The sequence below is a fragment of the Stenotrophomonas sp. YJH_SMC_131 genome, from assembly GCF_059367975.1.
On the sequence record NZ_JCAFRJ010000001.1, the window covers coordinates 522,637 to 545,036 of the forward strand.

At 67.0% G+C, this 22,400-nt stretch carries 26 protein-coding genes; 11 read left to right on the plus strand and 15 right to left on the minus strand.

Annotated elements, in window-relative coordinates:
* Window positions 1-19: 19 nt before the first annotated feature.
* A complete protein-coding gene (gene rpsI, locus AC5P56_RS02370) occupies window positions 20-412 on the minus strand; it encodes a 30S ribosomal protein S9 (protein ID WP_005411311.1) in 393 nt (130 codons plus the stop codon).
* A gap of 2 nt (window positions 413-414) precedes the next feature.
* On the minus strand, window positions 415-843 hold the full coding sequence (gene rplM, locus AC5P56_RS02375) for a 50S ribosomal protein L13 (protein WP_005414692.1): 429 nt from the start codon (window positions 841-843) through the stop codon (window positions 415-417).
* A 196-nt stretch (window positions 844-1,039) separates the two neighbouring features.
* Here rplM and coq7 point away from each other — a divergent pair, with 196 nt between their 5' ends.
* Window positions 1,040-1,684 carry a 2-polyprenyl-3-methyl-6-methoxy-1,4-benzoquinone monooxygenase gene (gene coq7 / locus AC5P56_RS02380; RefSeq protein WP_049440046.1) on the plus strand — a complete coding sequence of 215 codons (645 nt, stop codon included), beginning with the start codon at window positions 1,040-1,042 and terminating at the stop codon, window positions 1,682-1,684.
* 81 nt (window positions 1,685-1,765) lie between these two features.
* On the opposite strand, the gene AC5P56_RS02385 is transcribed toward coq7, so the two are convergent.
* Window positions 1,766-2,086 carry a DMT family transporter gene (locus AC5P56_RS02385; protein WP_005419816.1) on the minus strand — a complete coding sequence of 107 codons (321 nt, stop codon included), beginning with the start codon at window positions 2,084-2,086 and terminating at the stop codon, window positions 1,766-1,768.
* Between the two features lie 167 nt (window positions 2,087-2,253).
* Window positions 2,254-3,048, minus strand: a complete 795-nt coding sequence (gene speD, locus AC5P56_RS02390; protein ID WP_014648662.1) for an adenosylmethionine decarboxylase — start codon at window positions 3,046-3,048, stop codon at window positions 2,254-2,256.
* 149 nt (window positions 3,049-3,197) lie between these two features.
* Between speD and crp the strand changes: the two genes are divergently transcribed.
* Both crp and AC5P56_RS02400 read left to right on the plus strand, forming a co-directional pair.
* Window positions 3,198-3,887: a cAMP-activated global transcriptional regulator CRP gene (crp, locus tag AC5P56_RS02395; RefSeq protein WP_010482649.1), complete on the plus strand. Its 690-nt coding sequence runs from the start codon at window positions 3,198-3,200 to the stop codon at window positions 3,885-3,887.
* A gap of 62 nt (window positions 3,888-3,949) precedes the next feature.
* Window positions 3,950-4,711, plus strand: coding sequence for a sulfite exporter TauE/SafE family protein (locus tag AC5P56_RS02400; RefSeq protein WP_010482650.1), 762 nt, complete (start codon window positions 3,950-3,952; stop codon window positions 4,709-4,711).
* A gap of 112 nt (window positions 4,712-4,823) precedes the next feature.
* On the opposite strand, the gene AC5P56_RS02405 is transcribed toward AC5P56_RS02400, so the two are convergent.
* The 10 genes from AC5P56_RS02405 to AC5P56_RS02450 all read right to left on the minus strand — a co-directional run bounded on the left by AC5P56_RS02405 (window position 4,824) and on the right by AC5P56_RS02450 (window position 13,380).
* Window positions 4,824-5,540, minus strand: coding sequence for a haloacid dehalogenase-like hydrolase (locus AC5P56_RS02405; RefSeq protein WP_005419826.1), 717 nt, complete (start codon window positions 5,538-5,540; stop codon window positions 4,824-4,826).
* Complete coding sequence (trpC, locus tag AC5P56_RS02410) at window positions 5,537-6,331, minus strand: indole-3-glycerol phosphate synthase TrpC (protein WP_008264665.1); 795 nt, start codon at window positions 6,329-6,331, stop codon at window positions 5,537-5,539. Before trpC ends, AC5P56_RS02405 begins: the two co-directional genes overlap by 4 nt.
* A gap of 74 nt (window positions 6,332-6,405) precedes the next feature.
* On the minus strand, window positions 6,406-7,437 hold the full coding sequence (gene trpD, locus AC5P56_RS02415) for an anthranilate phosphoribosyltransferase (RefSeq protein WP_197575488.1): 1,032 nt from the start codon (window positions 7,435-7,437) through the stop codon (window positions 6,406-6,408).
* 16 nt (window positions 7,438-7,453) lie between these two features.
* A complete protein-coding gene (locus AC5P56_RS02420; protein ID WP_495231444.1) occupies window positions 7,454-8,041 on the minus strand; it encodes an anthranilate synthase component II in 588 nt (195 codons plus the stop codon).
* A 2-nt stretch (window positions 8,042-8,043) separates the two neighbouring features.
* Window positions 8,044-8,823 (minus strand): SIMPL domain-containing protein, encoded by a 780-nt coding sequence (locus tag AC5P56_RS02425; RefSeq protein ID WP_111205884.1) that lies wholly within the window; start codon window positions 8,821-8,823, stop codon window positions 8,044-8,046.
* 67 nt (window positions 8,824-8,890) lie between these two features.
* On the minus strand, window positions 8,891-10,366 hold the full coding sequence (gene trpE / locus AC5P56_RS02430; protein ID WP_126411439.1) for an anthranilate synthase component I: 1,476 nt from the start codon (window positions 10,364-10,366) through the stop codon (window positions 8,891-8,893).
* Window positions 10,367-10,664: 298 nt separating this feature from the next.
* On the minus strand, window positions 10,665-11,594 hold the full coding sequence (yegS, locus tag AC5P56_RS02435; protein ID WP_197604957.1) for a lipid kinase YegS: 930 nt from the start codon (window positions 11,592-11,594) through the stop codon (window positions 10,665-10,667).
* A gap of 226 nt (window positions 11,595-11,820) precedes the next feature.
* Window positions 11,821-12,303, minus strand: a complete 483-nt coding sequence (locus AC5P56_RS02440; protein ID WP_014648672.1) for a GNAT family N-acetyltransferase — start codon at window positions 12,301-12,303, stop codon at window positions 11,821-11,823.
* Window positions 12,304-12,315: 12 nt separating this feature from the next.
* Complete coding sequence (rpe, locus tag AC5P56_RS02445) at window positions 12,316-12,993, minus strand: ribulose-phosphate 3-epimerase (RefSeq protein ID WP_006474082.1); 678 nt, start codon at window positions 12,991-12,993, stop codon at window positions 12,316-12,318.
* Window positions 12,994-13,050: 57 nt separating this feature from the next.
* Window positions 13,051-13,380 carry a J domain-containing protein gene (locus AC5P56_RS02450; RefSeq protein ID WP_005411327.1) on the minus strand — a complete coding sequence of 110 codons (330 nt, stop codon included), beginning with the start codon at window positions 13,378-13,380 and terminating at the stop codon, window positions 13,051-13,053.
* A 144-nt stretch (window positions 13,381-13,524) separates the two neighbouring features.
* Here AC5P56_RS02450 and AC5P56_RS02455 point away from each other — a divergent pair, with 144 nt between their 5' ends.
* The 8 genes from AC5P56_RS02455 (at window position 13,525) to AC5P56_RS02490 (ending at window position 21,339) form a co-directional block, all read left to right on the plus strand.
* Window positions 13,525-14,451, plus strand: a complete 927-nt coding sequence (locus AC5P56_RS02455; protein WP_014648673.1) for a phosphoribosylaminoimidazolesuccinocarboxamide synthase — start codon at window positions 13,525-13,527, stop codon at window positions 14,449-14,451.
* Between the two features lie 146 nt (window positions 14,452-14,597).
* Window positions 14,598-15,083 (plus strand): Mpo1 family 2-hydroxy fatty acid dioxygenase, encoded by a 486-nt coding sequence (locus AC5P56_RS02460; protein ID WP_014648674.1) that lies wholly within the window; start codon window positions 14,598-14,600, stop codon window positions 15,081-15,083.
* Window positions 15,084-15,416: 333 nt separating this feature from the next.
* Window positions 15,417-18,245 (plus strand): monovalent cation/H+ antiporter subunit A, encoded by a 2,829-nt coding sequence (locus tag AC5P56_RS02465; protein ID WP_014648675.1) that lies wholly within the window; start codon window positions 15,417-15,419, stop codon window positions 18,243-18,245.
* A complete protein-coding gene (locus tag AC5P56_RS02470) occupies window positions 18,245-18,637 on the plus strand; it encodes a Na+/H+ antiporter subunit C (RefSeq protein ID WP_134809381.1) in 393 nt (130 codons plus the stop codon). Before AC5P56_RS02465 ends, AC5P56_RS02470 begins: the two co-directional genes overlap by 1 nt.
* The gene (locus AC5P56_RS02475; protein WP_495231445.1) at window positions 18,634-20,169 is read left to right on the plus strand and encodes a monovalent cation/H+ antiporter subunit D; all 1,536 of its coding nucleotides are present in this window, start codon (window positions 18,634-18,636) and stop codon (window positions 20,167-20,169) included. Before AC5P56_RS02470 ends, AC5P56_RS02475 begins: the two co-directional genes overlap by 4 nt.
* On the plus strand, window positions 20,166-20,672 hold the full coding sequence (locus AC5P56_RS02480; RefSeq protein ID WP_032957141.1) for a Na+/H+ antiporter subunit E: 507 nt from the start codon (window positions 20,166-20,168) through the stop codon (window positions 20,670-20,672). The genes AC5P56_RS02475 and AC5P56_RS02480 overlap by 4 nt, the downstream gene beginning before the upstream one ends.
* On the plus strand, window positions 20,669-20,953 hold the full coding sequence (locus AC5P56_RS02485) for a K+/H+ antiporter subunit F (RefSeq protein WP_006399171.1): 285 nt from the start codon (window positions 20,669-20,671) through the stop codon (window positions 20,951-20,953). The genes AC5P56_RS02480 and AC5P56_RS02485 overlap by 4 nt, the downstream gene beginning before the upstream one ends.
* A complete protein-coding gene (locus tag AC5P56_RS02490; protein WP_049440034.1) occupies window positions 20,950-21,339 on the plus strand; it encodes a Na+/H+ antiporter subunit G in 390 nt (129 codons plus the stop codon). Before AC5P56_RS02485 ends, AC5P56_RS02490 begins: the two co-directional genes overlap by 4 nt.
* A gap of 74 nt (window positions 21,340-21,413) precedes the next feature.
* On the opposite strand, the gene AC5P56_RS02495 is transcribed toward AC5P56_RS02490, so the two are convergent.
* Window positions 21,414-22,373, minus strand: coding sequence for a sodium:calcium antiporter (locus AC5P56_RS02495; protein WP_014648680.1), 960 nt, complete (start codon window positions 22,371-22,373; stop codon window positions 21,414-21,416).
* Window positions 22,374-22,400: the final 27 nt, after the last annotated feature.

Sequence of the window (22,400 nt, forward strand, 5' to 3'; positions counted from 1 at the left end):
CCCAACCAGGCGCGGTAAATCAGCGCTTGGAGAACTGGGTGGCGCGGCGGGCCTTGTGCAGACCGACCTTCTTACGCTCGACTTCACGGGCGTCACGGGTCATGAAGCCGGCCTTGCGCAGCTCGGACTTCAGGGTTTCGTCGTACTCGACCAGCGCACGGGCGATGCCCAGGCGGATCGCACCGGCCTGGCCGGTGGTGCCGCCGCCAGCGGCGGTGACCAGGATGTCGAAGCTTTCGGTGTTCTTGGTCAGCTCGAGCGGCTGGCGCACGATCATGCGCGCGGTCTCACGACCGAAGAACTCGTCCAGCGGACGACCATTGACGGTGATGTTGCCCGAACCCTTGCGCAGGAACACGCGAGCGGTGGAGGACTTGCGGCGGCCAGTGCCGTAGTTTTGAGTGATAGCCATGATTAGATATCCAGAACCTGCGGCTGCTGTGCGGCGTGCGGATGCTCAGTGCCGGCGTAGACCTTGAGCTTGCGGTACATCTGGCGACCCAGCGGGCCCTTCGGCAGCATGCCCTTCACGGCGATCTCGATCACGCGCTCCGGGTGGCGCTCCAGCGCCTGGGCCAGGGATTCGGTCTTCAGGTTGCCGATGTAGCCGGTGAAACGGTGATACATCTTGTCCTGCAGCTTCTTGCCGGTGACGGCAATCTTTTCTGCATTGATGACGACCAGGTAGTCGCCGGTATCAACGTGGGGGGTGTAGACCGGCTTGTGCTTGCCGCGCAGACGGCGGGCCAGCTCGGTGGCGAGACGGCCCAGGGTCTTGCCCTCGGCGTCGACGAGGTACCAGTCGCGCTGGACGGTCTCGTTCTTGGCAGTGAAAGTGCTCATGAAGAACTCTAGGTTAGGTCGGGCTCATTGCGGCGAAGGACTCGCCGGAACTCTGCCACGCGTTGTGAAAGGTGAAGCGCAAGAGGCGGGATTGTACGCAGGTCACGCCCTCGGTGCAAGCTGGCCCTGCCCCGGGTTGGCAGGGGAGCGGGGGCGGGCGAGAATCGGCGGGTCTCCCGCCCCACCGCGTGCCGCCATGACCGTGCTCCGCCAGACCACCCCGCTGGACCACCTGCTGACCGAGGCGCAGCGCGCCCTGGACACGGTGTTCGGCAACCCTCCGGCGGCCCGCCCCTACCCGGCCGCAGGCACCGGCGAGCCGGGCATGGGCCGCGCCGAGCGCCGCCACGCCGCGGGGCTGATGCGGATCAACCATGTCGGCGAGGTCTGCGCACAGGGCCTGTACTTCGGCCAGGCGGCCGTGGCCCGCGACCCGGCCACCCGTGAACACCTGCTGGAAGCGGCCCAGGAAGAGACCGATCACCTGGCCTGGTGCGCGACCCGGCTGGATGAACTGGACAGCCGCCCGAGCCTGTTCAATCCGCTGTGGTACGCCGGCAGCTACACCATCGGCACCCTGGCGGGTCTGCGCGGCGACGGCTGGAACCTGGGCTTCGTGGTTGAAACCGAGCGCCAGGTGGAAGCCCATCTGGACGAGCACCTGGTCGACCTGCCGGCCGGCGATCTGCGCAGCCGCGCGGTCATCCAGGTGATGAAGGAAGACGAGGCCCGCCATGCGGAGCACGCCGAACAGGCCGGCGCACGCCGCCTGCCGTTCCCGATCCCGGGCGCGATGGCGCTGGCTTCCAGGGTGATGAAGACCATCGCCTACCGCATTTGAAGGGTCGCCCGCACCAACGGTGCGGGCCTACCAGGAGGTGTGGGGGCGACGGTGGGGCCCGACCGTTGGTCGAGCCATCAATCAGTTGGGCGAGACCAGCTTCAGGCCGATCACACCGGCTACGATCAGGCCCACGCAGGCCAAGCGGGCCGGCGACGCACTGTCGTTGAACAGATAGATGCCCAGCACCGCCACGCCCATGGCGCCGATGCCGGTCCAGATCGCGTAGGCGGTGCCGACCGGGATGCTCTTCATCGCCTGGCTCATCAGGTACAGGCTGATCAGGGCGGACACCACCGTGGCAACGGTGGGCAGGGGTTTGCTGAAGCCTTCGGAGTACTTCATTCCGAGGGCGAAGCCGATCTCGAACAGGCCGGCCAGCAGCAGATAGATCCAGGGCATGGGTGGGGGCTCCTTACCTTTTTGGGAAAAACGAAACGGCCCGGTGTTTTCACACCGGGCCGTGGGTCGGTACATCACCGTGGAACCGTAACGCGTGCGAGGCACTGGTTCCACGGGGCGGGTCGTCCCGCCTGGGCGGCGATGCCTGCGGGCATCGCACATGGGGCTTACTCGGACAGGTTCCGGCCGTGGAACAGCTCTTCGATCTCGCGCTTGAGCAGCGCTTCGATCTTCATGCGTTCCTTGAACGACAGGTTCTTGGCCTTTTCCTCGAACAGGTACTGGTCCAGGTCGAAGTCCTTCAGGTGCATCTTCGTGTGGAAGATGTTTTCCTGGTAGACGTTGACGTCGAACATCTCGTAACGCGACTTGATGTTCTTGGCCAGGAAGTTCTGGATCGAGTTGATCTTGTGATCGATGTAATGCTTCTTGCCCTTCACATCGCGGGTGAAGCCACGGACACGGTAGTCCATGATCACGATGTCCGATTCCAGGCTCTCGATCAGGTAGTTCAGGGCCTTCAGCGGCGAAATGACGCCACAGGTGGCCACGTCGATGTCCGCGCGGAACGTCGCGATGCCTTCCTGCGGATGGGTTTCCGGGTAGGTATGGACAGTGATGTGGCTCTTGTCCATGTGCGCGACCACGGCGTCGGGAATCAGTTCCTTGCCGGCCTGCTTCTTGTCGATCACCGGCTCTTCGGAGATCAGGATGGTCACCGAGGCACCCTGCGGGTCGTAGTCCTGGCGGGCCACGTTCAGGATGTTGGCGCCGATGATCTCGGCGACATCGGTCAAGATTTGAGTCAGCCTGTCGGCGTTGTACTCTTCATCGATGTATTCAATGTAACGCTGACGCTCCTCTTCGGTGCGCGCGTAACACACGTCATAGATGTTGAAGCTCAGCGCCTTGGTGAGGTTGTTGAAACCCTGCAGCCTCAGGCGAGGCAACGGCTTGACCACGGCGGTCGATTCCTGTGTAAGAAGGGAAAGGGGGAATTATGGGGCAAACTGCCCCCGGGGGGAACGTGAAGACGCAAGAGTTCTGGCACACTGTTTGCCCTTAACAATTGCGCTGGTTAAGCTCCGCTATCGACCCCGTGAATCCGTTCATGCGCAGAGGGAGCGCCCCTATCGTGTCAACCGTGCGCCTAGCTAGCAGTCCACTGGCCCTGGATATCGCCACAATCGATCGTTTCCTGGCGCACAGCCACAGGCGGCGATATCCCACCCGTACCGACGTCTTCCGACCCGGTGACCCGGCGGGAACCCTGTATTACGTCATCAGCGGCTCGGTTTCGATCATGGCCGAGGAAGATGACGATCGCGAGCTTGTGCTGGGCTACTTCGGTGCCGGCGAGTTCGTCGGCGAGATGGGCCTGTTCGTCGAATCGGACCGCCGCGAGGTGATCCTGCGGACCCGTACCGCCTGCGAGCTGGCTGAAATCAGCTACGAGCGCCTGCATCAGCTGTTCCTCGGCCCGCTGTCGGCCGACGCCCCGCGCCTGCTGTACGCGCTGGGCCAGCAGATCTCCAAGCGCCTGCTCGACACCAGCCGCAAGGCCAGCCGCCTGGCATTCCTGGACGTTACCGACCGGATCGTGCGCACCCTGCACGACCTGGCGCAGGAACCGGAGGCGATGAGCCATCCGCAGGGCAGCCAGCTGCGCGTCTCCCGCCAGGAGCTGGCACGCCTGGTCGGCTGCTCGCGGGAAATGGCCGGCCGCGTGCTGAAGAAGCTGCAGACCGACGGCCTGCTGCATGCCCGTGGCAAGACCGTGGTGCTGTACGGCACCCGTTGACCGTTGAGCACCCGGTGGGTGCGGACCTTGGTCCGCACTCCTTCGCGCGCTAGGCTCGGGGCATGGAACTGAGCAGTGAATTCTGGTGGTTCATCCTCATCGGCCTGGGCGCACAGCTGGTCGACGGCGCGCTGGGCATGGCGTTCGGCCTGGTGTCTTCGTCGGTGATGCTGAGCATGGGCCTGCCCCCGGCGCAGGTCAGCGCCAGCATCCACACCGCTGAAGTGTTCACCACTGGCGCCTCGGGTGTGTCGCACCTCGCAGCCGGAAATGTCGATAAGCGCCTGTTCCTGCGCCTGGCCCTGCCTGGCGCGGTGGGCGGTGCCGTGGGCGCGTACGTGCTCACGCAGATCCCGGGCGAGATCATCCGGCCACTGATCTACCTGTACCTGCTGGTGCTGGCGATCATCATCCTGGCCCGCGCGGCCGGACGCTGGATGCCCAAGGGCGAGATCCGCCGGGTACCGGTGCTGGGCTTCTTCGCGGGCCTGCTCGACGCCAGCGGTGGCGGCGGCTGGGGGCCGATCGCCACGTCCACCCTGCTCGCCCGGGGTGGCCAGGCGCGCACCACGATCGGCACGGTCAATGCGGCGGAGTTCGTGGTCACGCTGACGGTGTCGGCGACCTTCCTGCTGTCGATGGGGGTGCAGCACCTGCAGATCGTCGCCGGCCTGCTGATCGGCGGCATGATGGCCGCGCCGGTAGCCGCCATCCTGGTCAAGCGGGTGAAGGAGCGCTGGGTGCTGGTGGCCGTCGGCGTGCTGGTGCTGGGGATCAGCCTGTTCCAGATTGGCCACGCGGTGTACGGGCACCTGTACCGCTGAGCGTTTGCCGGCCAGCGGCCGGCACTACCGGGACAGAGAAGCGCCGGCACAACCGCGACGGAGAGGGGTAGTGCCGGCCGCTGGCCGGCAGATCCATCACCGTGCGGCGGGATCAGGCCTTGTCGCCGCCCCGGTCCACGCAACCCCAGTTGAGGATGCGGGTACCCGCCGGCAGCACGCGGCGGAAGAACGCCACCCGGCCCGGCTTCGGGTTCACCACTACCGGCGCCTTGGCCGCCAGCAGCAGCGGCAGGTCGGCGGTGCTGTCGGAATAGGCGATATCGATGTCGCCGTAGCCGCGCTCGCGCAGCATGCGCATCTTCTCTTCATTGTGGCAGTGGCGGGTCGGGCCGACGCCGCCCAGCCGTGGGCCGACCTCGGTGCCGATCACCGGTACGTCCTGGTGGGCCACGAAAGCCAGGATCGCGCGCGCCAGCTCCGGCGGCGCACCTGTGGCAACCACCACGCGGTCGCCCTTGGCGCGGTGCGCGGCGAACACTTCCAGCGCCTGCGGCAGCAGCTTGGCGCGCATCTGCGCCTGGTTGCGCAGCACATAGGCGTCGATCACCTTGTTGAAGTCACGCGCACGGTGCAGGCCGAAGCTGCCGATCCACACATAGACCGAGATGCCCGCGCGACGGGTCGGCAGCATCGCCACCATCGGCCCGGCGATCGGCGTGACCAGCAGCGCCGCCAGCATGCGCAGCGGGTTGCGCTTGATCAGCGAGGCGAACAGGTGGGTGCCCGAATCGCCGTCGTACAGGGTGTGGTCGAAGTCGAAGACCACCAGCGGCGCATCCTCGCGCGGCGTTGGATAGTGCGTTGTCATGCCGCGAAGAATAGCTGACGCAGGCCCTCGCCCGGCTCTTCCACGCGCATGAAGGCTTCGCCGACGAGGAAGGCATGGATGCCGGCGTCACGCATCAGCGCCACGTCCTGCGGGCCAAGGATGCCGCTCTCGGTGACCAGCAGGCGGTCACGCGGCACCGCGTTCTGCATGTCCAGCGTGGTCTGCAGCGACACTTCGAACGTGCGCAGGTTGCGGTTGTTGATGCCGATCATCGGCGCCGGCACCTGCAGCGCACGCTCCAGCTCGTCGATGTCGTGCACTTCCACCAGCACGTCCATGCCCAGCGACAGCGCCAGTTCGGACAGCGTGGCCAGCTGGGTGTCGTCCAGCGCGGCGACGATCAGCAGGATGCAGTCGGCGCCCAGCACGCGTGCCTCGTACACCTGGTAGGCGTCGATGACGAAGTCCTTGCGCAGCACCGGCAGCGTGCACGCCTCGCGCGCCTGCTGCAGGTAGGCGTCGGCGCCCTGGAAGAAGTCCACGTCGGTCAGCACCGACAGGCAGCTGGCGCCGCCGAACTCGTAGCTGACGGCGATGTCGGCCGGGCGGAAGTCCGGGCGGATGACGCCCTTGGACGGGCTGGCCTTCTTCACCTCGGCGATCACCGCTGGATCGCCGTTGGCCACCGCCGCCTGCAAGGCGCGCACAAAGCCACGTACCGGCGGGGCGCTGGCCACGGCGGCCTGCAGCGCCTCGAGCGGGCGCTGGGCGCGGCGCTGGGCCACTTCTTCGGCCTTGCGGGCCAGGATCGTCTGCAGGATGTCGCTCATCGTCTTCGGTTCGGTGCGGGGGCGGTGAGGACGGCCATTATCGGCCATCGACGGGGTCAGGCTGAACCGCGCGCTCAGGCAACCAGCGCGCGGGTGGTCTCAACATACTGCTGCAGGCGCTGGCGGGCACTGCCGTTGGCGATGGCGGCACGGGCGCGGGCCAGGCCGTCGCCGATGTCGCTGGCCACGCCGGCAACGTACAGCGCGGCGCCGGCATTCAACGCAACGATGTCCAGCGCCGGGCCGGGCTCATTGTCCAGTACCGCGCGCAGCATCTGGATGGACTGCTCCGGGCTGTCCACGCGCAGGTTGCGGCTGGCCGACATGGCGATGCCGAAGTCCTCCGGGTGGATCTCGTACTCGCGCACCTTGCCGTCGCGCAGTTCGCCCACCAGCGTGCCGGCACCCAGCGAGATCTCGTCCATGTTGTCACGGCCCCAGACCACCATGGCGCGCTCAGTGCCCAGCTCGCGCAGCACGCGGGCCTGGATGCCCACCAGATCGGGATGGAACACGCCCATCAGTACCGACGGCGCGCTGGCCGGATTGGTCAGCGGGCCGAGGATGTTGAAGATGGTGCGCACGCCCATCTCGCGGCGCACCGGCGCGACGACCTTCATCGACGGGTGATGGATCGGCGCGAACATGAAGCCGATGCCGGTCCGGTCGATGGCCGCTGCCACCTGATCCGGCTGCAGTTCGATCACCGCGCCCAGCGCTTCCAGCGCGTCGGCACTGCCGGACTTGGAAGATACGCTGCGGTTGCCATGCTTGGCCACGCGCGCGCCGGCGGCGGCCGCGACGAACATCGAGCAGGTGGAGATGTTGAAGGTGTGCGAGCCATCGCCACCGGTACCGACGATATCAACCAGGTTGGAGGTATCGGCCACCGGCACTGGCCGGGCGAATTCACGCATCACGGTGGCCGCCGCGGCGATTTCGTCCACGGTCTCCTTCTTCACGCGCAGCCCGGTCAGGATCGCCGCGGTCATCATCGGCGAGACGTCGCCGCGCATGATCTGCCGCATCAGGTCGACCATTTCGTCGAAAAAGATTTCGCGGTGTTCGATGGTGCGATGCAGGGCTTCCTGGGGGGAGAAGCTCATGGGAATGCTCCTTGGATCAGGCCGCCGGACGCTGCAGGAAATTGCGCAGCAGGGCGTGGCCGTGTTCGGTGAGGATGGACTCGGGGTGGAACTGCACGCCTTCCACCGGGAACTGGCGGTGGCGCAGGCCCATGATCTCTTCGATCGAGCCGTCGTCGTTCTCGGTCCAGGCAGTCACTTCCAGGCAGTCCGGCAGACTGTTCTTGTCCACCACCAGCGAGTGGTAGCGGGTGGCCTGGTAGCGGTCCGGCAGGCCGGCGAACACGCCCTTGCCTTCATGGCGGATCGGCGAGGTCTTGCCGTGCATGATGTTGCCGGCACGGATGACCGTGCCGCCGTAGACCTGGCCGATGCCCTGGTGGCCCAGGCACACGCCGAGGATCGGCGTGGTCGGGCCCAGGCGCTGGATCAGCTCCAGCGACACGCCTGCTTCGTTGGGCGTGCACGGGCCGGGCGAGATGACGATGCGCTCGGGCTTCTGCGCGGCGATCTCGTCCACGCTCATCGCATCGTTGCGCACCACCTTCACCTCGGCGCCCATCGTCTGCAGGTACTGCACGAGGTTGTAGGTGAAGCTGTCGTAGTTGTCGATCATCCACAACATGGTCAGGTTCCGTCGCTTATGAGGAAAATGGCGTACACGTTTTCGGTGTAGGTGATGGGGCCGGCTTCCACCGACTCGCGCAGGCGCGAGCCCGTGGTCTCGATGCTGTTCATCGGTGCCTCGGGCGCAGGCGGCGAGGGCGGCGTCACCAGATCCCCACTGCTGGGCCAATTGCCCGCCTGCACGCCATAGGCGAAGTTCGGCGCCACATCGGAGATGCTGTACAGGCCACGCACTCTTGTTCCATAGGCCTTGGCCAGGCCCAGCGCGGACTCGCGGGTCTGGGCCGCTGCCTCGCCCTTGAGTTCGCGGCGCAGCGCCACTTCGCCCGAATAGGTCGGCGCCAGGCTGCTCACCTGTACGTTCTCGTTGGCCTTCAACGCCCCCAGCACATCCTGCATCGCCTTCACGCTGGCGAAGCTGGCACGCAGCTGGCGCGATACGCGGGTACCGATGAAGACCTGCCGGTTCTGCTCATAGCGCGTGGCCGGGCCGATCCGCAGGTTGTCCGCACGCACGCTGCCCTCCACCGCCTTGTGCTGCTTGAACAGTGCCAGCACGCGGGCAACGTTGTCCTGCACGCGGCGGCGCGCGGCGTCGGCGTCCATGTCGGTCTCTTCGATGTTCAACTGCAGGCCGAACCGGTCCGGCATCACCGTGCGGCTGCCCTGCCCCTTCACCAGCAGGTGCGGCTGCGGGGGAATCGTGTTGGCCTGCGCCCACGCAGACGGGGCCATCGTGGCCAGCAGTGACGACCACAGCAATGCGCTCAGCAGCTTCATGCGGTACTCCTTGTCTTGAATGGGAACAGCGGAAGGTGCCGCGGCGCAGGCCACGGCACGGGGAGGATCACAGGCCCTTGGCGGCCTGGGCGACGGCGCGGAACAGCGCGCGGCCCTTGTTCATCGTCTCGTCCCATTCCTTGTCCGGGTCCGAGTCGTAGACGATGCCGGCACCGGCCTGCACGTACAGGCGGCCATCCTTGATCACCGCGGTGCGGATCGCGATCGCGGTATCGGCATCGCCATGCCAGCCGATGTAGCCGATGCTGCCGGCGTAGACATTGCGCTTGATCGGTTCCAGCTCGCGGATCACTTCCAGCGCGCGGATCTTCGGCGCGCCGCTGACCGTGCCGGCTGGGAAGGTGGCACGCAGCACGTCGGCATAGCTCAGGCCCGGCTGCAGCTGCCCGGTCACTTCGCTGACGATGTGCATCACGTGGCTGTAGCGTTCGATCACGAACTGCTCGCCCACCTCCACGGTACCTGCCTTCGAGACGCGGCCGGCATCGTTGCGGCCGAGGTCGATCAGCATCAGATGCTCGGCGCGTTCCTTCGGATCTGCCAGCAGCTCGGCTTCCAGCGCCAGGTCCAGCTCGGGCGTGGCGCCACGCGGGCGGGTGCCGGCGATCGGGCGCACGGTGACTTCGCCATCCTGAAGGCGTACCAGGATTTCCGGCGATGAACCGACCACCTGCAGGTCGCCGACATCCAGGAAGTACATGTACGGCGACGGGTTCAGTGCACGCAACGCGCGGTACACATCCACCGGGCGCGCCTTGAACGGCACGCTCAGGCGCTGGCTGAGCACCACCTGGAAGATGTCGCCGGCGCGGATGTATTCCTTGCTGCGCTGGACCGCATCGACGAACCCTTCGCGGGTGAAACCGGAGACGAAGTCGGACTCGTCCAGCACGTCGCTGTTGAGCGGCGCCGGATAGCCGGCGCCCGGTGCACGCAGCTTGGCAGTCAGTGCATCCAGGCGCGCCTGGGCCTGTTCGAAGGCGCCCTCGACCCGCGGGTCGGCGTGCACGATCAGGTACAGCCGGCCCTTGAGATTGTCGAACACCGCCAGCTCGTTGGAGTCCAGCAGCAGGATGTCCGGCGTGCCCAGCTCATCGCGGCCGGCCGGCGGGGCCAGGCGCGGCTCGATGTAGCCGATGCACTCGAAACCGAACCAGCCGACCAGGCCACCGGTGAAGCCCGGCAGGCCGTCCAGCTTCGGCACCGAGTGGGCGCTGCGCAGCGCCTCGACCTCGGCGAACGGGTCGGCCACTTCGCGGGTGTCCACCACCTGGCCGTCTTCGCGCACGGTCAGCGTGCGGCCATGGAAGGCGTACACGCGACGCGCCGGCAGGCCGATGATCGAGTAACGACCAAAGCGCTCGCCGCCTTCGACGGATTCAAACAGGTAGGTATTGGGGCCGTCGGCGAGCTTCAGATAGACCGAAAGCGGCGTGTCCAGGTCGGACAGCACTTCACGGACGACGGGAATATGGGTGTGGCCTTCAGCGGCCTGCTGCTGAAACTGAGCGTGCGAGTTCAAGACGACTTTCCTTCCGGGACACAGCGTTATGGGGACGGACGACGGCAACGGGCCACCATCGCCACCAACGGCGTGCGGAAGAAAGGGTATGCGGGGTCGTCAGGCTGGACACCCCCTGACTGTATCGCAGCCGGGGCGGGAGGGGAACCCTGTGAAACTGAACCACCGGACGGCCGAGCCGGCCGCGGGGACCGGTGGCGCGGACCGGTAGAGTCGACTGTTGGTCGACTTGCGCGCGTAGCGCGGGGTTTTACGCCGTCGGAACGAAAAGCAGTCGACCAACAGTCGACTTTACCCCCTACCCGGCCAGCAACGGGCATCCGGTCGGCAGGTGCATCCGCACCCTGCCCGGCACGCACGCGATGCGGAACTGGCGGGCCTGCACCGGTTCGCCGTCCAGGTTGAGGGTCAGCGCCTTCGGTGCGTCGATCTGCAGCCACGGCAGCCGCGCGCGCGTGGCCAGCTGTTCGAGCGCCGCCTGGGTGCCCGACTTCAGCATCTGGCCGAGCGTGGCGGTGACCTCACCTTCCAGTTCCGGAAGCACGGTGACATCCAGCAGCCCATCGTCGATCACGGCCTGCGGGCACAACTGCTGGCCACCGCCGGCCTGCCGGCCATTGCCGATGCCCAGGGCGATGAAGTCGCCTTCCCACGCGAAATCCGGGCCGGACAGCCGCGCGGTGATCGGCTCGATGCGGCCCAGCTTGGCGATGCCGGTGATCACATAGGCCAGCCCGCCCAGCATCTTCTTCAGGCCGGCATCGGTCTCCACCGTCACCTGCGTGCCGAAGCCACCGCTGGCGAGGTTGGCGCACCACCAGGGCGTGCCATCGGCATCCACGCGCAGCAGATCGATGGCACGCGGCGTGGTTTGTCCGATCAACGCAAACGCGCCCTCAGGCTCGGTCGGAATACCCGCAGCCGTGGCGAAATCGTTGGCGGTCCCCATCGGGATCAGCGCCAGCGAGGGCAGCGCATCCGCCGCTTCCTCACGATGCGCCAGGGTTTCGGCCACCGCGCTGAGCGTGCCATCGCCACCGGCGGCAACGATCACGTCCACGCCATGATCGATGGCCTCGGCCACGTAGCGTTCGGCGTCACCGTCCTCCCAGGTCACCCGCACGTCCAGCTGCACGCCCTGCTCGCGCCAATGGCCGACAGCCTCGCGCAGTTCCTCGTTGCCTGCGGATTTGCCATTGAGGATCAGGCGCCAGCGCGGGGTGGTCATGCGGTACTTCCAGGAGGGGGTGGCACAGGCTAGCAATGCGCTGTTTGCCCGCGGTGAATGTCACGCAGGTGTCATTCAGTTGCTGGAGAATGGAAGGCCATAGCAGGGACGATGGATGGAGGCAGGATCAGCCTCCCACGCATGCAGCGAGGCCACGCCAGTGATTGGCGTGGCTTTTTTTATTTGCCCAGCAGTAGATCCACGCCAAGCGTGGATGCACGTCATCTCACCCGTTGGCGAAATCGTGCAGCGCCTGGCCCTGCAACCGGTACACGGTCCACTCGTCCTGCGGTTTGGCACCGGCAGCGGTGTAGAACTCGATGGCCGGGGTGTTCCAGTCCAGCACCGACCATTCGAAACGGCCGCAGCCCTCGGCCACGGCCTGGCGCGCGATGTACTTCAGCAGTGCCTTGCCGGCGCCCGCACCGCGCTTTTCCTGGCTGACGTAGAGGTCTTCCAGGTAGATGCCCTTGCGGCCCAGCCAGGTGGAATAGTTGTAGAAATACACCGCATAGCCGATGGCCTCGCCGTCGGCTTCGCAGATCAGTGCGCGTGCCGTGGCATCGGGACCAAACAGGCTCTCGGCGATGCCGATCTCATCGGTCTGCACCGAATGCTCGGCCTTCTCGTAGATGGCCAGCTCGCGGATGAAATGCAGGATCAGTCCCGCATCGGCGACGGTGGCCGGGCGGATGTTCAACACGGCCACCGTACTCATGGCTCAGCCCCGTGCCGCAGCGACGTTGGCGCGCATCTGCGCGATCACATCCTGGTAGCTGGTCCTGGCGTTGAAGATGGCCGAACCGGCGACGAAGGTGTCGGCGCCGGCAGCGGCGATCTCGCCGATGTTGTCGGCCTTCACGCCGCCATCGATCTCCAGGCGGATGTCCTTGCCGCTGGCATCGATCATCTTGCGCACCACGCGCAGCTTGTCCAGCGCCGAGGGGATGAAGGCCTGGCCGCCGAAGCCCGGGTTGACCGACATCAGCAGCACCAGGTCCAGGTCATCCAGCACCCAGTCGAGGATGTCCACCGGAGTGGCCGGATTGAGCACGATGCCCGGCTTGCAGCCCAGCGAGCGGATCAGCTGGATGGTGCGGTGCACGTGGCGGCTCGCCTCCGGGTGGAAGCTGATGTAGGTGGCACCGGCCTCGGCGAAGTCCGGGATGATGCGATCCACCGGCTCGACCATCAGGTGCACGTCGATCGGCGCGGTGACGCCGTGCTTGCGCAGCGCCTGGCAGACCATCGGGCCGATGGTCAGGTTCGGCACGTAGTGGTTGTCCATCACGTCGAAGTGGACCCAGTCCGCGCCAGCGGCGAGGACGTTGTCGACTTCCTCGCCGAGGCGGGCGAAGTTGGCGGACAGGATGGAGGGGGCGATGAGGCAGTTGGACATGGCCGGGGCCTTCGGAACGGGGAAAAGGTTCTCCCGCCCGCAGGCGGGACTCTGGAATCAGCGCTTGCGCAGGGTCTTGATGCGGTCGTAGGCGGCATTGATCCGCCGCGACTTCTGCTCGGCCTGCTGCTGCAGCTCGGGGGCGGCACCGCCCAGCTTGTCGGGGTGGTACTGCGAGATCAGCTTGCGGTAGGCGCGCTCGACCTCGGCATCGGTGGCCTCGGAGGTCAGCCCCAGCTCCCGGTACGGGTTCTCCTTGTTCAGGCGGAACCAGTCCGAATCGAAGGCGTGGCCGATCAACAGGCCGACCACCGCGCCGAACAGCGGATTGGGCCGGAACAGCAGGGCGCCGGCGATGAATCCGAGCAGTTTTCCGTACCAGCGCATGGCGCTCCGGGGTCGACCGACGAAATGGACGCTCATTTTACGTCACAGCGGGCCCGGACCGCTTTACACTAGGCCGCCCGCTGGTCAGCGGGCCCGCCGGGTCCGTTGGGCAGCAGCCGTATCGACAACGCCCCAGGAGTGCCCGTGCCAACCACGCTGTTGCAATCCGATCTCCCCGGCCTGCCCTTGCGCCATCGCGGCAAGGTGCGTGATGTGTTCGATATCCCGCGCGAGCGGCTGCCAGCCGGAACCCCGCCGGGCGAGTACCTGCTGATGGTCGCCACCGATCGCCTGTCGGCGTTCGACGTGGTGCTGCCTGACCCGATTCCGGGCAAGGGCGAGATGCTCTGCCAGGTCTCCAACTTCTGGTTCGCCAAGACCGCGCACCTGATGCCCAACCACCTGACCGGCATCGACGTGGCCAGCGTGCTGCCCGAAGGCGTGGACCCAGCCCTGTACGCCAAGCGTGCGGTGGTCACCCGCAAGCTGAAGCCGGTGCCGGTGGAAGCGATCGCCCGCGGCTACCTGATCGGCAGCGGCTGGAAGGACTACCAGCGCACCGGCAAGGTCAGCGGCATCGACCTGCCCGACGGCCTGCGCCAGGCCGAGCAGCTGCCGGAGCCGATCTTCACCCCCTCGACCAAGGCCGCCGTCGGCGACCATGACGAGAACATCGATTTCGATGCGATGGTGAAGCAGGTCGGTGCGGAACTGGCCGAGCGCGTGCGCGACGCCACCCTGCGCATCTACAAGTTCGCGGCCGATTACGCCCGCGAGCGCGGCATCATCCTGGCCGATACCAAGTTCGAGTTCGGTACCGACGCCGATGGCCGCCTGTACATCATGGACGAGATGCTGACGCCGGATTCCTCCCGTTACTGGCCGGCCGACGAATACGAAGTGGGCACCAGCCCGCCGAGCTACGACAAGCAGTTCGTGCGCGATTACCTGGAGACGCTGGACTGGGGCAAGACCGCCCCGGGCCCGAGCATCCCGGCCGAGATCATCGAGCGCACCCGCGCCAAGTACGCCGAGGCGCTGCAGCGCCTGGCCGGGATCAGCGTCGACTGATCCCCCCGCGTCCCCCCGGCCGGAAAGGCGGGGGGCGCTCTGATCGCGGTAGTGCCGGCCGCTGGCCGGCAACCTCGCGAACTCGGCTATGCTCTGGAGTGCCGGCCAGCGGCCGGCACTACCGTTGCCCGAGGAAGCGACGCAGCATGCAGACATCCACCCAGCTTGCGCGGCCGATCGACCGCTATTTCGCCAGCTACTCCGACGACCACCGCAATGTGATCAACCAGCGCATCCACGTGGTGGCGGTCCCGGCGATCCTGTGGTCGGTGGTGGCCCTGCTGTGGTGCCTGCCGCCGCTGATCACCTGGTTCCAGTACGGCATCTGGTCGGCGTTGGCGATGTTCAGCGCGTGGTGCTTCTACAACAAGCTGTCGCGCCCGCTGGGCATCGGCATGCTCATCCAGTTCTTCGTGTTCGGCTGCCTGTGCCGGCTGCTGGAGGCCGAGATCGGCCTGCAGGCCCTGCGCTGGCTGGCGGTGGGCGTGTTCGTGGTGGCCTGGATCGCGCAGTTCATCGGCCACAAATTCGAGGGCCGCAAGCCCAGCTTCCTGACCGACCTGACCTACCTGCTGATCGGCCCGGCCTGGGTGATGGCCAAGTTCTACCGCAAGCTGGACTGGCGCTACTGACCTGGCGGCGGCCGACAGCGGCCGTCGTTTCCTGAACGGGCGGATTCCGTCACCCGTAGTCCACGGGAGCCCTGCCAGCCTGCGCCGGTGATCCGCTCCCCATTGCCCGCCCGTCGACGGCAGCCCCTGTGCGACAGGGCCTGCGGTCTCCCTGCGTGGGCGTAGGGTGTCCCCCGAGGGCAGCCAGGGAAGGGATGCAGGAATGTGATGTTGCATCGCAGAAAAAATGAATCAGCGAACGTTACATGCAATTGATCGCTGTTCGATGGGTTTCGGCGACATTTCGCAGCCTGTTATCCTCCCTGACCTGCTCGTGAATCATGGATTCCCTGCATGCTCCCCAGCCTGCCCCTGCTGCTGGCCCTGCCGTTCCTGATGGCAGCGGCTGTTGCGGCCTTCCCCCGTAGTTCGCGCTCGACTGCTGCCTGGCTGGCGGCGCTGGCGCCGTTGGGCGGGCTGGCCATCCTCGGCTGGCTGACCCCGTCGGTGCTCGATGGCCAGGTGGTCCGCACCCTGGTGCCCTGGCTGCCGCAGCTCGGGCTGGACTTCACCCTGCGACTGGACGGGCTGGCCTGGATGTTCGCCGGGCTGGTGCTCGGCATCGGCGCGCTGGTGGTGCTGTATGCGCGCTACTACCTGAGCCAGCAGGACAACGCGCACCGCTTCTACTGCTACCTGCTGCTGTTCATGGGCGCCATGCTGGGCATGGTGCTGTCGGGCAACCTGCTGTTGCTGATGATCTTCTGGGAAATGACCAGCATCAGTTCGTTCCTGCTGATCGGCTTCTGGTCGCACCGCCAGGACGCCCGCGAAGGCGCACGCATGGCGCTGGTGATCACCGGTGGCGGTGGCTTGGCCCTGCTCGGTGGCGTGCTGCTGATCGGCCGCATCGTCGGCAGCTTCGACCTGGACGTGGTGCTGGCCGCTGGCGAGCAGATCCGCGCCAGCGCGCTGTACCCCTACGCCCTGTTCCTGGTACTGGCCGGCATCTTCACCAAGAGCGCGCAGTTCCCGTTCCACTTCTGGCTGCCGCACGCGATGGCGGCGCCGACCCCGGTCTCGGCCTACCTGCACTCGGCCACCATGGTGAAGGCCGGCGTGTTCCTGCTGGCGCGCCTGCATCCGGCACTGGCCGGCAGCGACCTGTTCTTCTACACGGTCAGCGGCATCGGCGCACTGACCCTGCTGATCGGCGCCTGGAATGCGATCTTCCAGCATGACCTGAAGGGCCTGCTGGCGTACTCGACCATTTCCCACCTGGGCCTGATCACCCTGCTGTTCGGCCTGTCCACGCCGATGGCGGTGGTGGCCGGCGTGTTCCACATCCTCAACCACGCCACCTTCAAGGCCTCGCTGTTCATGGCCGCCGGCATCATCGACCACGAGACCGGTACCCGAGACATGCGCAAGCTGGGAGGCCTGCGCAGGCTGATGCCGTTCACCAGCGCGCTGGCGATCATCGCCTCGCTGGCGATGGCTGGCATCCCCCTGCTCAATGGCTTCCTGTCCAAGGAAATGCTGTTCGCCGAAGCGATCACGGCCGGCGGCCCGGGAATCATGCGCACGGCGGTGTCGATCGCAGCGTTGCTGGCGGGCGTATTCGGGGTGGCGTACAGCCTGCGCTTCGTGCACGACACCTTCTTCGGCCCCGGCCCGCACGACCTGGACCGCGTGCCCCACGAACCGCCGCGCTGGATGAAGGTGCCGGTGGAACTGCTGGTGGTGATCTGCGTGGCGGTGGGCGTGGCACCGGCACTGACCGTAGCGCCGGTGCTGCACGCCGCTGCGGCCTCGATCCTCGGCGACGCCATGCCCGAGTACAGCCTGGCGGTATGGCACGGCTTCAACCTGCCGCTGGCGATGAGCGCGATCGGCGTGATCGGCGGCGTGGCGCTGTACTTCGGCCTGCGCAAGCTGATCAACCTGCACGCCGTGACCAACGTCAGCACTGGCCGCAATGTGTTCCATGCGCAGCTGGACGCGATCTCCGCACTGGCCATGCGCCTGACCAACGGCATCGCCAACGGCAGCCTTCAGCGCATGCTGCTGGGCCTGGTGCTGGTGGCGATCGTGGCCGCCGCCGCGCCGTTCGTGGCCAACCCCGCCTCGCCGAACTGGACCAGGCCACAGCCGATCCCGCTGCTGGGCTGGGCGCTGTGGCTGGTGATGATGGCCTGCGCGGTGGCTACCCTGCGTATCTACAAGCAGCGCCTGCTGGCGGTGCTGCTGGTCGGCGGCGTCGGCCTGATGGTGGCGCTGACCTTCGTGTTCCTGTCCGCGCCGGACCTGGCCCTGACCCAGCTGCTGGTGGAGATGGTGACCCTGGTGCTGATGCTGCTGGGCATGAACTACCTGCCTGCGCAGTCCGGGCCGGAGCGGCCGCGCTGGCGCAAGCGCCGTGACGCGGTGATCGCGATCATCGCCGGTGCCGGACTTGGCGCCTTGGCCTATTCCGCGATGACCCTGCCGCCGAACACCATGGCCGGCGAGCTGCTCGCCCGTGCCCTGCCCGAGGCCTATGGCCAGAACGTGGTCAACGTGATCCTGGTCGACTTCCGCGGCTTCGATACCTTCGGCGAGATCACCGTGTTCGGCATCGCCGCGCTGGTGGTGCATGCCCTGCTGCGGCGCACGCGGATGGCGCCGGAGCAGATCATGCCCGGCCCGCCGATCAAGCTGCCGGTGCCGGCCGACCTGGCCCAGATCATGTTCCCGCTGACCCTGACCGTGTCGATCTTCCTGTTCCTGCGCGGCCACAACGCGCCGGGTGGCGGCTTCATCGCCGGCCTGGTGCTGGCGGTGCCGCTGCTGATCCAGTACGTGATCCAGGGCACCGCGTCGGTGGAGTCGCGCTTCGGCTTCGACTACATCCGCTGCATCGGCATGGGCCTGCTGATCGCCCTGCTCAGCGGCAGCGCGTCGATGCTGTTCGGCGTGCCGTTCCTGACCAGCGGCCACCTCGACCTGCACCTGCCGCTGATCGGCGACGTGCCGCTGGCCAGTGCGATTGGTTTTGACATCGGCGTCTATCTGGTGGTGTTCGGCGGTGCCATGCTGATGCTGTCGATGATGGGCACGATCAAGCCATCGCGTACCCGTACCGCCCGCAAGGGTGAGATCGACCTGCAACGCCGCTCGGCACGCACCGGGGAGATGCATTGATGGAACTGGCCCTGGCTACCGCGATCGGCGTGCTGACCGCCATCGGCATCTACCTGCTGCTGCGTGCGCGCAGCTTCGATGTGATCCTCGGCATGACCTTCCTGTCCTATGCGACCAACCTGCTGATCTTCGCCGGTGGCCGCGTGGTGCTGGGCAAGGCGCCGGTACTGCAGGACGGCGTGGACAGCCACCTGGGCAACTACACCGACCCGCTGCCGCAGGCGCTGGTGTTGACCGCGATCGTGATCGCCTTCGCGATGACCGCGGTGAGCATCGTGCTGGCCATGCGCAGCCGCAGCGACAACCACAGCGACCATGTGGACGCCCACGAGCCGGATGACGACCTGCAGGATGAGCGCGTACCACCACGGCAGGGCGGGGACCGCGCATGAACCACCTGGTGATCCTGCCGATCCTGATTCCGCTGCTGGGTGCGGCACTGTCGCTGTTCGTCGAACACCGCCGCTATGGCCCCAGGGTGCAGCGCGCGGTGGCCTGGACCGCGCTGTCGGCGCTGGCGCTGGCGGTGGGCCTGCTGTTTGCCACCACCGCCAGTGGTGAGATCAGCGTCTACCTGCTGGGCGACTGGCCGTCGCGGCTGGGCATCGCGCTGGTGGCCGACCGGCTGTCGGCGTGGATGCTGCTGACCACCCTGCTGCTGGCCATTCCCTGCCTGCTGCACGCCTGTTCGGGCTGGGACCGCCGCGCACCGCACTTCCATGCGCTGTTCCAGTTCCAGCTGGTCGGCCTCAACGGTGCGTTCCTGACCGGCGACATCTTCAACCTGTTCGTGTTCTTCGAGGTGATGCTGATCGCCTCCTACGGCCTGCTGCTCAGTGGTGGCCGCGGCCTGCGCATGCGCATCGGCCTGCACTACGTGGTGTTCAACGTCACCGCCTCGACCCTGTTCCTGATCGCGCTGGGCCTGCTGTACGCCACGCTGGGTTCGCTGAACATGGCCGAGCTGTCGCAGCGCATCGCCGAGGTACCGCCGGCGCAGCTGACCCTGGTGAAGGCGACGATGGGCCTGTTGCTGCTGGTGTTCTGCGCCAAGGCCGCCCTGATGCCGCTGTACCTGTGGCTGCCGGAAGCCTATTCACGCGCACCGGCGGCGGTGGCTGCGCTGTTCGCGATCATGACCAAGGTCGGCCTGTACTCGGTGCTGCGCATCCAGATGCTGTGGTTCGGCGACGATGCCGGCGCGATGGCCGGCTACGGCCGTGACTGGCTGCTGTGGGCCGGTGTGGCGACGCTGGTGCTGGGCGGCCTGGGCGCCCTCGCCGCGACCCGCCTGCGCGTGCTGATCTCCTACCTGGTGATCGTGTCGGCAGCCACGCTGTTCATCGCCTTCTCGGTCGGCACACCGCAGGTGCTCTCGGCCGGCCTGTACTACCTGCCGCACAGCAGCTTCGTCGCCGCCGCGCTGTTCCTGATCGCCGACCTGATCCGCCGTCGTCGCGGCGGTGCCAGCGACCGCAAGGAAGTGGTCGCGCCGATGCCGGGCAAGGAGACACCCGCCGTGCTGTTCCTGATCGGCGCGGTGTCGGTGGCCGGCCTGCCGCCGCTGTCCGGTTTCCTGGCCAAGGCCGTACTGCTGGCCGGCATGCCGGCGCAGTACACCGCTCCGGTCTGGACCGCGGTGCTGGTCAGCAGCCTGCTGGTGATCATGGGCCTGACCCGCGGCGGCATCCGCCTGTTCTGGCGCGTGCCGCCTGTCGATCCGGAGGCACCGAAGCCGCGCAAGGCTCCTCTGCGCCGGGTGGAGCTGTACGCCGCGTGCATCCTGCTGGCCTACGGTATCGCCATGACCCTGGCCGCTGCACCGTTGATGCGCTACACCGACGCCACCGCCGCACAGCTGCTGCAACCCAGCGAGTACGTGCAGCAGCTGCGCGCGACCGCACCGGAGATCCGCCAGCCATGACCGCCCAGCGCTCCCTGTTCCGTCGCCTGATTCCCTCGCCAATGCTCAGCATCATGGTGGTGGCGTTCTGGCTGCTGATGTCCGACAGCTTCACCCTCGGCCAGATCGTGCTGGGGCTGGTGCTGGGCGTGGTGGTGCCGCTGTTCGCCGCACGCCTGGACCGCGAGTTCGCGCGCATCGGCACGTTGCGGCCGCTGCCCAAGCTGGTGTGCGTGACCCTGTGGGACATCCTGATGTCCAACATCCGCGTGGCCCTGCAGGTGCTGGGCCCGGAGAAGAAGATTCACCCCGGTTTCATCTGGCTGCCGCTGGACATCGCCAACATCCACGGCATCGCGGCGCTGACCAGCATGATCACGCTGACCCCGGGCACGGTCTCGGCCGCGCTCAGCGACGACCGCAAGTTCCTGCTGGTGCACGTGCTGCACCTGGAGGACCCACAGGACCTGATCGATACGATCAAGCGCCGCTACGAGGCGCCGTTGATGGAGATCTTCCCATGACTGGATTCCAGATCATCCAGACCACGCTGGTGGTGTGCATGCACGTGGTCGGCCTGGCCATGCTGCTGGCCACCTGGCGCCTGCTGCGCGGACCGACCGTGCCCGACCGCATCCTCGCACTGGACACGTTGTCGGTGACCGCCATTGCCGAGCTGATGCTGTTCGGCATGTACCTCAACTCCGCGATCTACTTCGAAGCCGCACTGGTCATCGCCATGCTCGGCTTCGGCAGCACCGTGGTGCTGAGCAAGTTCGTGCTGCGCCGGGACATCGTCGAATGATCACCGCGATCCAGATCGGCCTGTCGATCCTGCTGCTGTTCGGCTGCTTCTTCATCCTGGTCGGCGCACTGGGGCTGGTGAAGCTGTCCACGTTCTTCAAGCGCCTGCACGCGCCGACCAAGGCCAGCACGCTGGGCGTGGGCTGCGTGCTGGTGTGCTCGGTCTGCTACCACATCTTCCTGGGCCAGGACCCGCAGCCGCGCGAGCTGCTGATCACCGTATTCCTGTTCATCACCGCGCCGATCAGCGCCCACATGATGGCCAAGGCGGCGCTGTCGCTGCTGATGGAAACCCGTCCCAGCCTGCCGGGCAACGAGCCGGCTGCCGAGGAACAGCTTCCGCCGCCGGAACCGGCGCGGGAAGAGGAAGCCACGCAGAGCCGGTAGTGCCGGCAGCTGGCCGGCAGTGGCAAGGGTTCCGTCAGAGGCAGTGAGGTTGCCGGCCAGCGGCCGGAACTACCTCATGCCGCGCCGACCAGCAGCAGCTCCAGCACGAACCAGCCGGCGAACGCGACCAGCAGGATTCCGCCTTCACTGCGGCTGATCTTCAGATCGCCACGCAGCATCGGGTACAGCACCAGGGCGAACGCCAGCAGTGCCGGCAGTTCCAGGCGCACGAACGAGGCCGGCAACGCCAACGGCTGCAACACCGCCATCGCCCCGATCACCAGCAGCAGGTTGACCACGCTGGAGCCCAGCACGTGGCCAAGCACCATGTCGCCGTGGCCGCGACGCGCGGCAGCAATTGCGGTTGCCACCTCCGGCAGTGCGGTGCCGATCGCCACCGGCAGCAGGCCGACCAGCAGCGGCGTCCAGCCCAGCGCGGCACCGAAGTCAGCGGCGGCGCCCACGACCAAGCGCGCGCCCCAGTACAGCGTCAGCGCTGCGATCAGCACCCGCAGCACGTTCAACGGCAGGCTGGTGCGGCTCAGGGCGGACTCGGCGATGGCCGCCTGCACCTCGGCACGCTCAACGCGGCCGCGGCGCAGCAGCAGCACCTGCATGACAATGAAGCCTGCCACCAGCACGCCGCCTTCCCAGCGCGCCAGGCGACCATCCAGCCCGAACAGGACCAGCAGCACGCCGGCCACCAGCAGCGACCACCACAGCACCGTCTGCAGGCGCGCGCGCAGCAACAGGGGCGCGGCGATGGCTGCCACCGCCAGGGTGAAGCCCAGGTTGACGATGCTGCTGCCCACGGCATTGCCCAGTGCCAGCTCCGGTTGGCCGACCGCCAGCGCGCGCGCATTGACCGCCAGTTCCGGCAACGAGGTGGTCACCCCGAGCAGCAGCAGCCCGGCAGTGAACGGGCTGGCCCCGAAGCGCTGGGCCAGGCCGGACACGGCCTTGACGATGGAATCCCCGCCCAGCGCCAGCAACAGCAGGCCGAGCAGGAACCAGGCAATGGCAATGGCGATCATCGAGCACTCCCCAGCAGTGGTGGCGCG

Excerpts from the sequence above, each read along its gene's own strand:
- rpsI (WP_005411311.1), bottom strand. The coding sequence starts at position 412 with ATGGCTATCACTCAAAACTACGGCACTGGCCGCCGCAAGTCCTCCACC.
- rplM (WP_005414692.1), bottom strand. The coding sequence starts at position 843 with ATGAGCACTTTCACTGCCAAGAACGAGACCGTCCAGCGCGACTGGTAC.
- coq7 (WP_049440046.1), top strand. The coding sequence starts at position 1,040 with ATGACCGTGCTCCGCCAGACCACCCCGCTGGACCACCTGCTGACCGAG.
- AC5P56_RS02385 (WP_005419816.1), bottom strand. The coding sequence starts at position 2,086 with ATGCCCTGGATCTATCTGCTGCTGGCCGGCCTGTTCGAGATCGGCTTC.
- crp (WP_010482649.1), top strand. The coding sequence starts at position 3,198 with ATGCGCAGAGGGAGCGCCCCTATCGTGTCAACCGTGCGCCTAGCTAGC.
- AC5P56_RS02400 (WP_010482650.1), top strand. The coding sequence starts at position 3,950 with ATGGAACTGAGCAGTGAATTCTGGTGGTTCATCCTCATCGGCCTGGGC.
- AC5P56_RS02405 (WP_005419826.1), bottom strand. The coding sequence starts at position 5,540 with ATGACAACGCACTATCCAACGCCGCGCGAGGATGCGCCGCTGGTGGTC.
- trpC (WP_008264665.1), bottom strand. The coding sequence starts at position 6,331 with ATGAGCGACATCCTGCAGACGATCCTGGCCCGCAAGGCCGAAGAAGTG.
- trpD (WP_197575488.1), bottom strand. The coding sequence starts at position 7,437 with ATGAGCTTCTCCCCCCAGGAAGCCCTGCATCGCACCATCGAACACCGC.
- AC5P56_RS02420 (WP_495231444.1), bottom strand. The coding sequence starts at position 8,041 with ATGTTGTGGATGATCGACAACTACGACAGCTTCACCTACAACCTCGTG.
- AC5P56_RS02425 (WP_111205884.1), bottom strand. The coding sequence starts at position 8,823 with ATGAAGCTGCTGAGCGCATTGCTGTGGTCGTCACTGCTGGCCACGATG.
- yegS (WP_197604957.1), bottom strand. The coding sequence starts at position 11,594 with ATGACCACCCCGCGCTGGCGCCTGATCCTCAATGGCAAATCCGCAGGC.
- rpe (WP_006474082.1), bottom strand. The coding sequence starts at position 12,993 with ATGTCCAACTGCCTCATCGCCCCCTCCATCCTGTCCGCCAACTTCGCC.
- AC5P56_RS02450 (WP_005411327.1), bottom strand. The coding sequence starts at position 13,380 with ATGCGCTGGTACGGAAAACTGCTCGGATTCATCGCCGGCGCCCTGCTG.
- AC5P56_RS02460 (WP_014648674.1), top strand. The coding sequence starts at position 14,598 with ATGCAGACATCCACCCAGCTTGCGCGGCCGATCGACCGCTATTTCGCC.
- AC5P56_RS02465 (WP_014648675.1), top strand. The coding sequence starts at position 15,417 with ATGCTCCCCAGCCTGCCCCTGCTGCTGGCCCTGCCGTTCCTGATGGCA.
- AC5P56_RS02470 (WP_134809381.1), top strand. The coding sequence starts at position 18,245 with ATGGAACTGGCCCTGGCTACCGCGATCGGCGTGCTGACCGCCATCGGC.
- AC5P56_RS02475 (WP_495231445.1), top strand. The coding sequence starts at position 18,634 with ATGAACCACCTGGTGATCCTGCCGATCCTGATTCCGCTGCTGGGTGCG.
- AC5P56_RS02480 (WP_032957141.1), top strand. The coding sequence starts at position 20,166 with ATGACCGCCCAGCGCTCCCTGTTCCGTCGCCTGATTCCCTCGCCAATG.
- AC5P56_RS02485 (WP_006399171.1), top strand. The coding sequence starts at position 20,669 with ATGACTGGATTCCAGATCATCCAGACCACGCTGGTGGTGTGCATGCAC.
- AC5P56_RS02490 (WP_049440034.1), top strand. The coding sequence starts at position 20,950 with ATGATCACCGCGATCCAGATCGGCCTGTCGATCCTGCTGCTGTTCGGC.
- AC5P56_RS02495 (WP_014648680.1), bottom strand. The coding sequence starts at position 22,373 with ATGATCGCCATTGCCATTGCCTGGTTCCTGCTCGGCCTGCTGTTGCTG.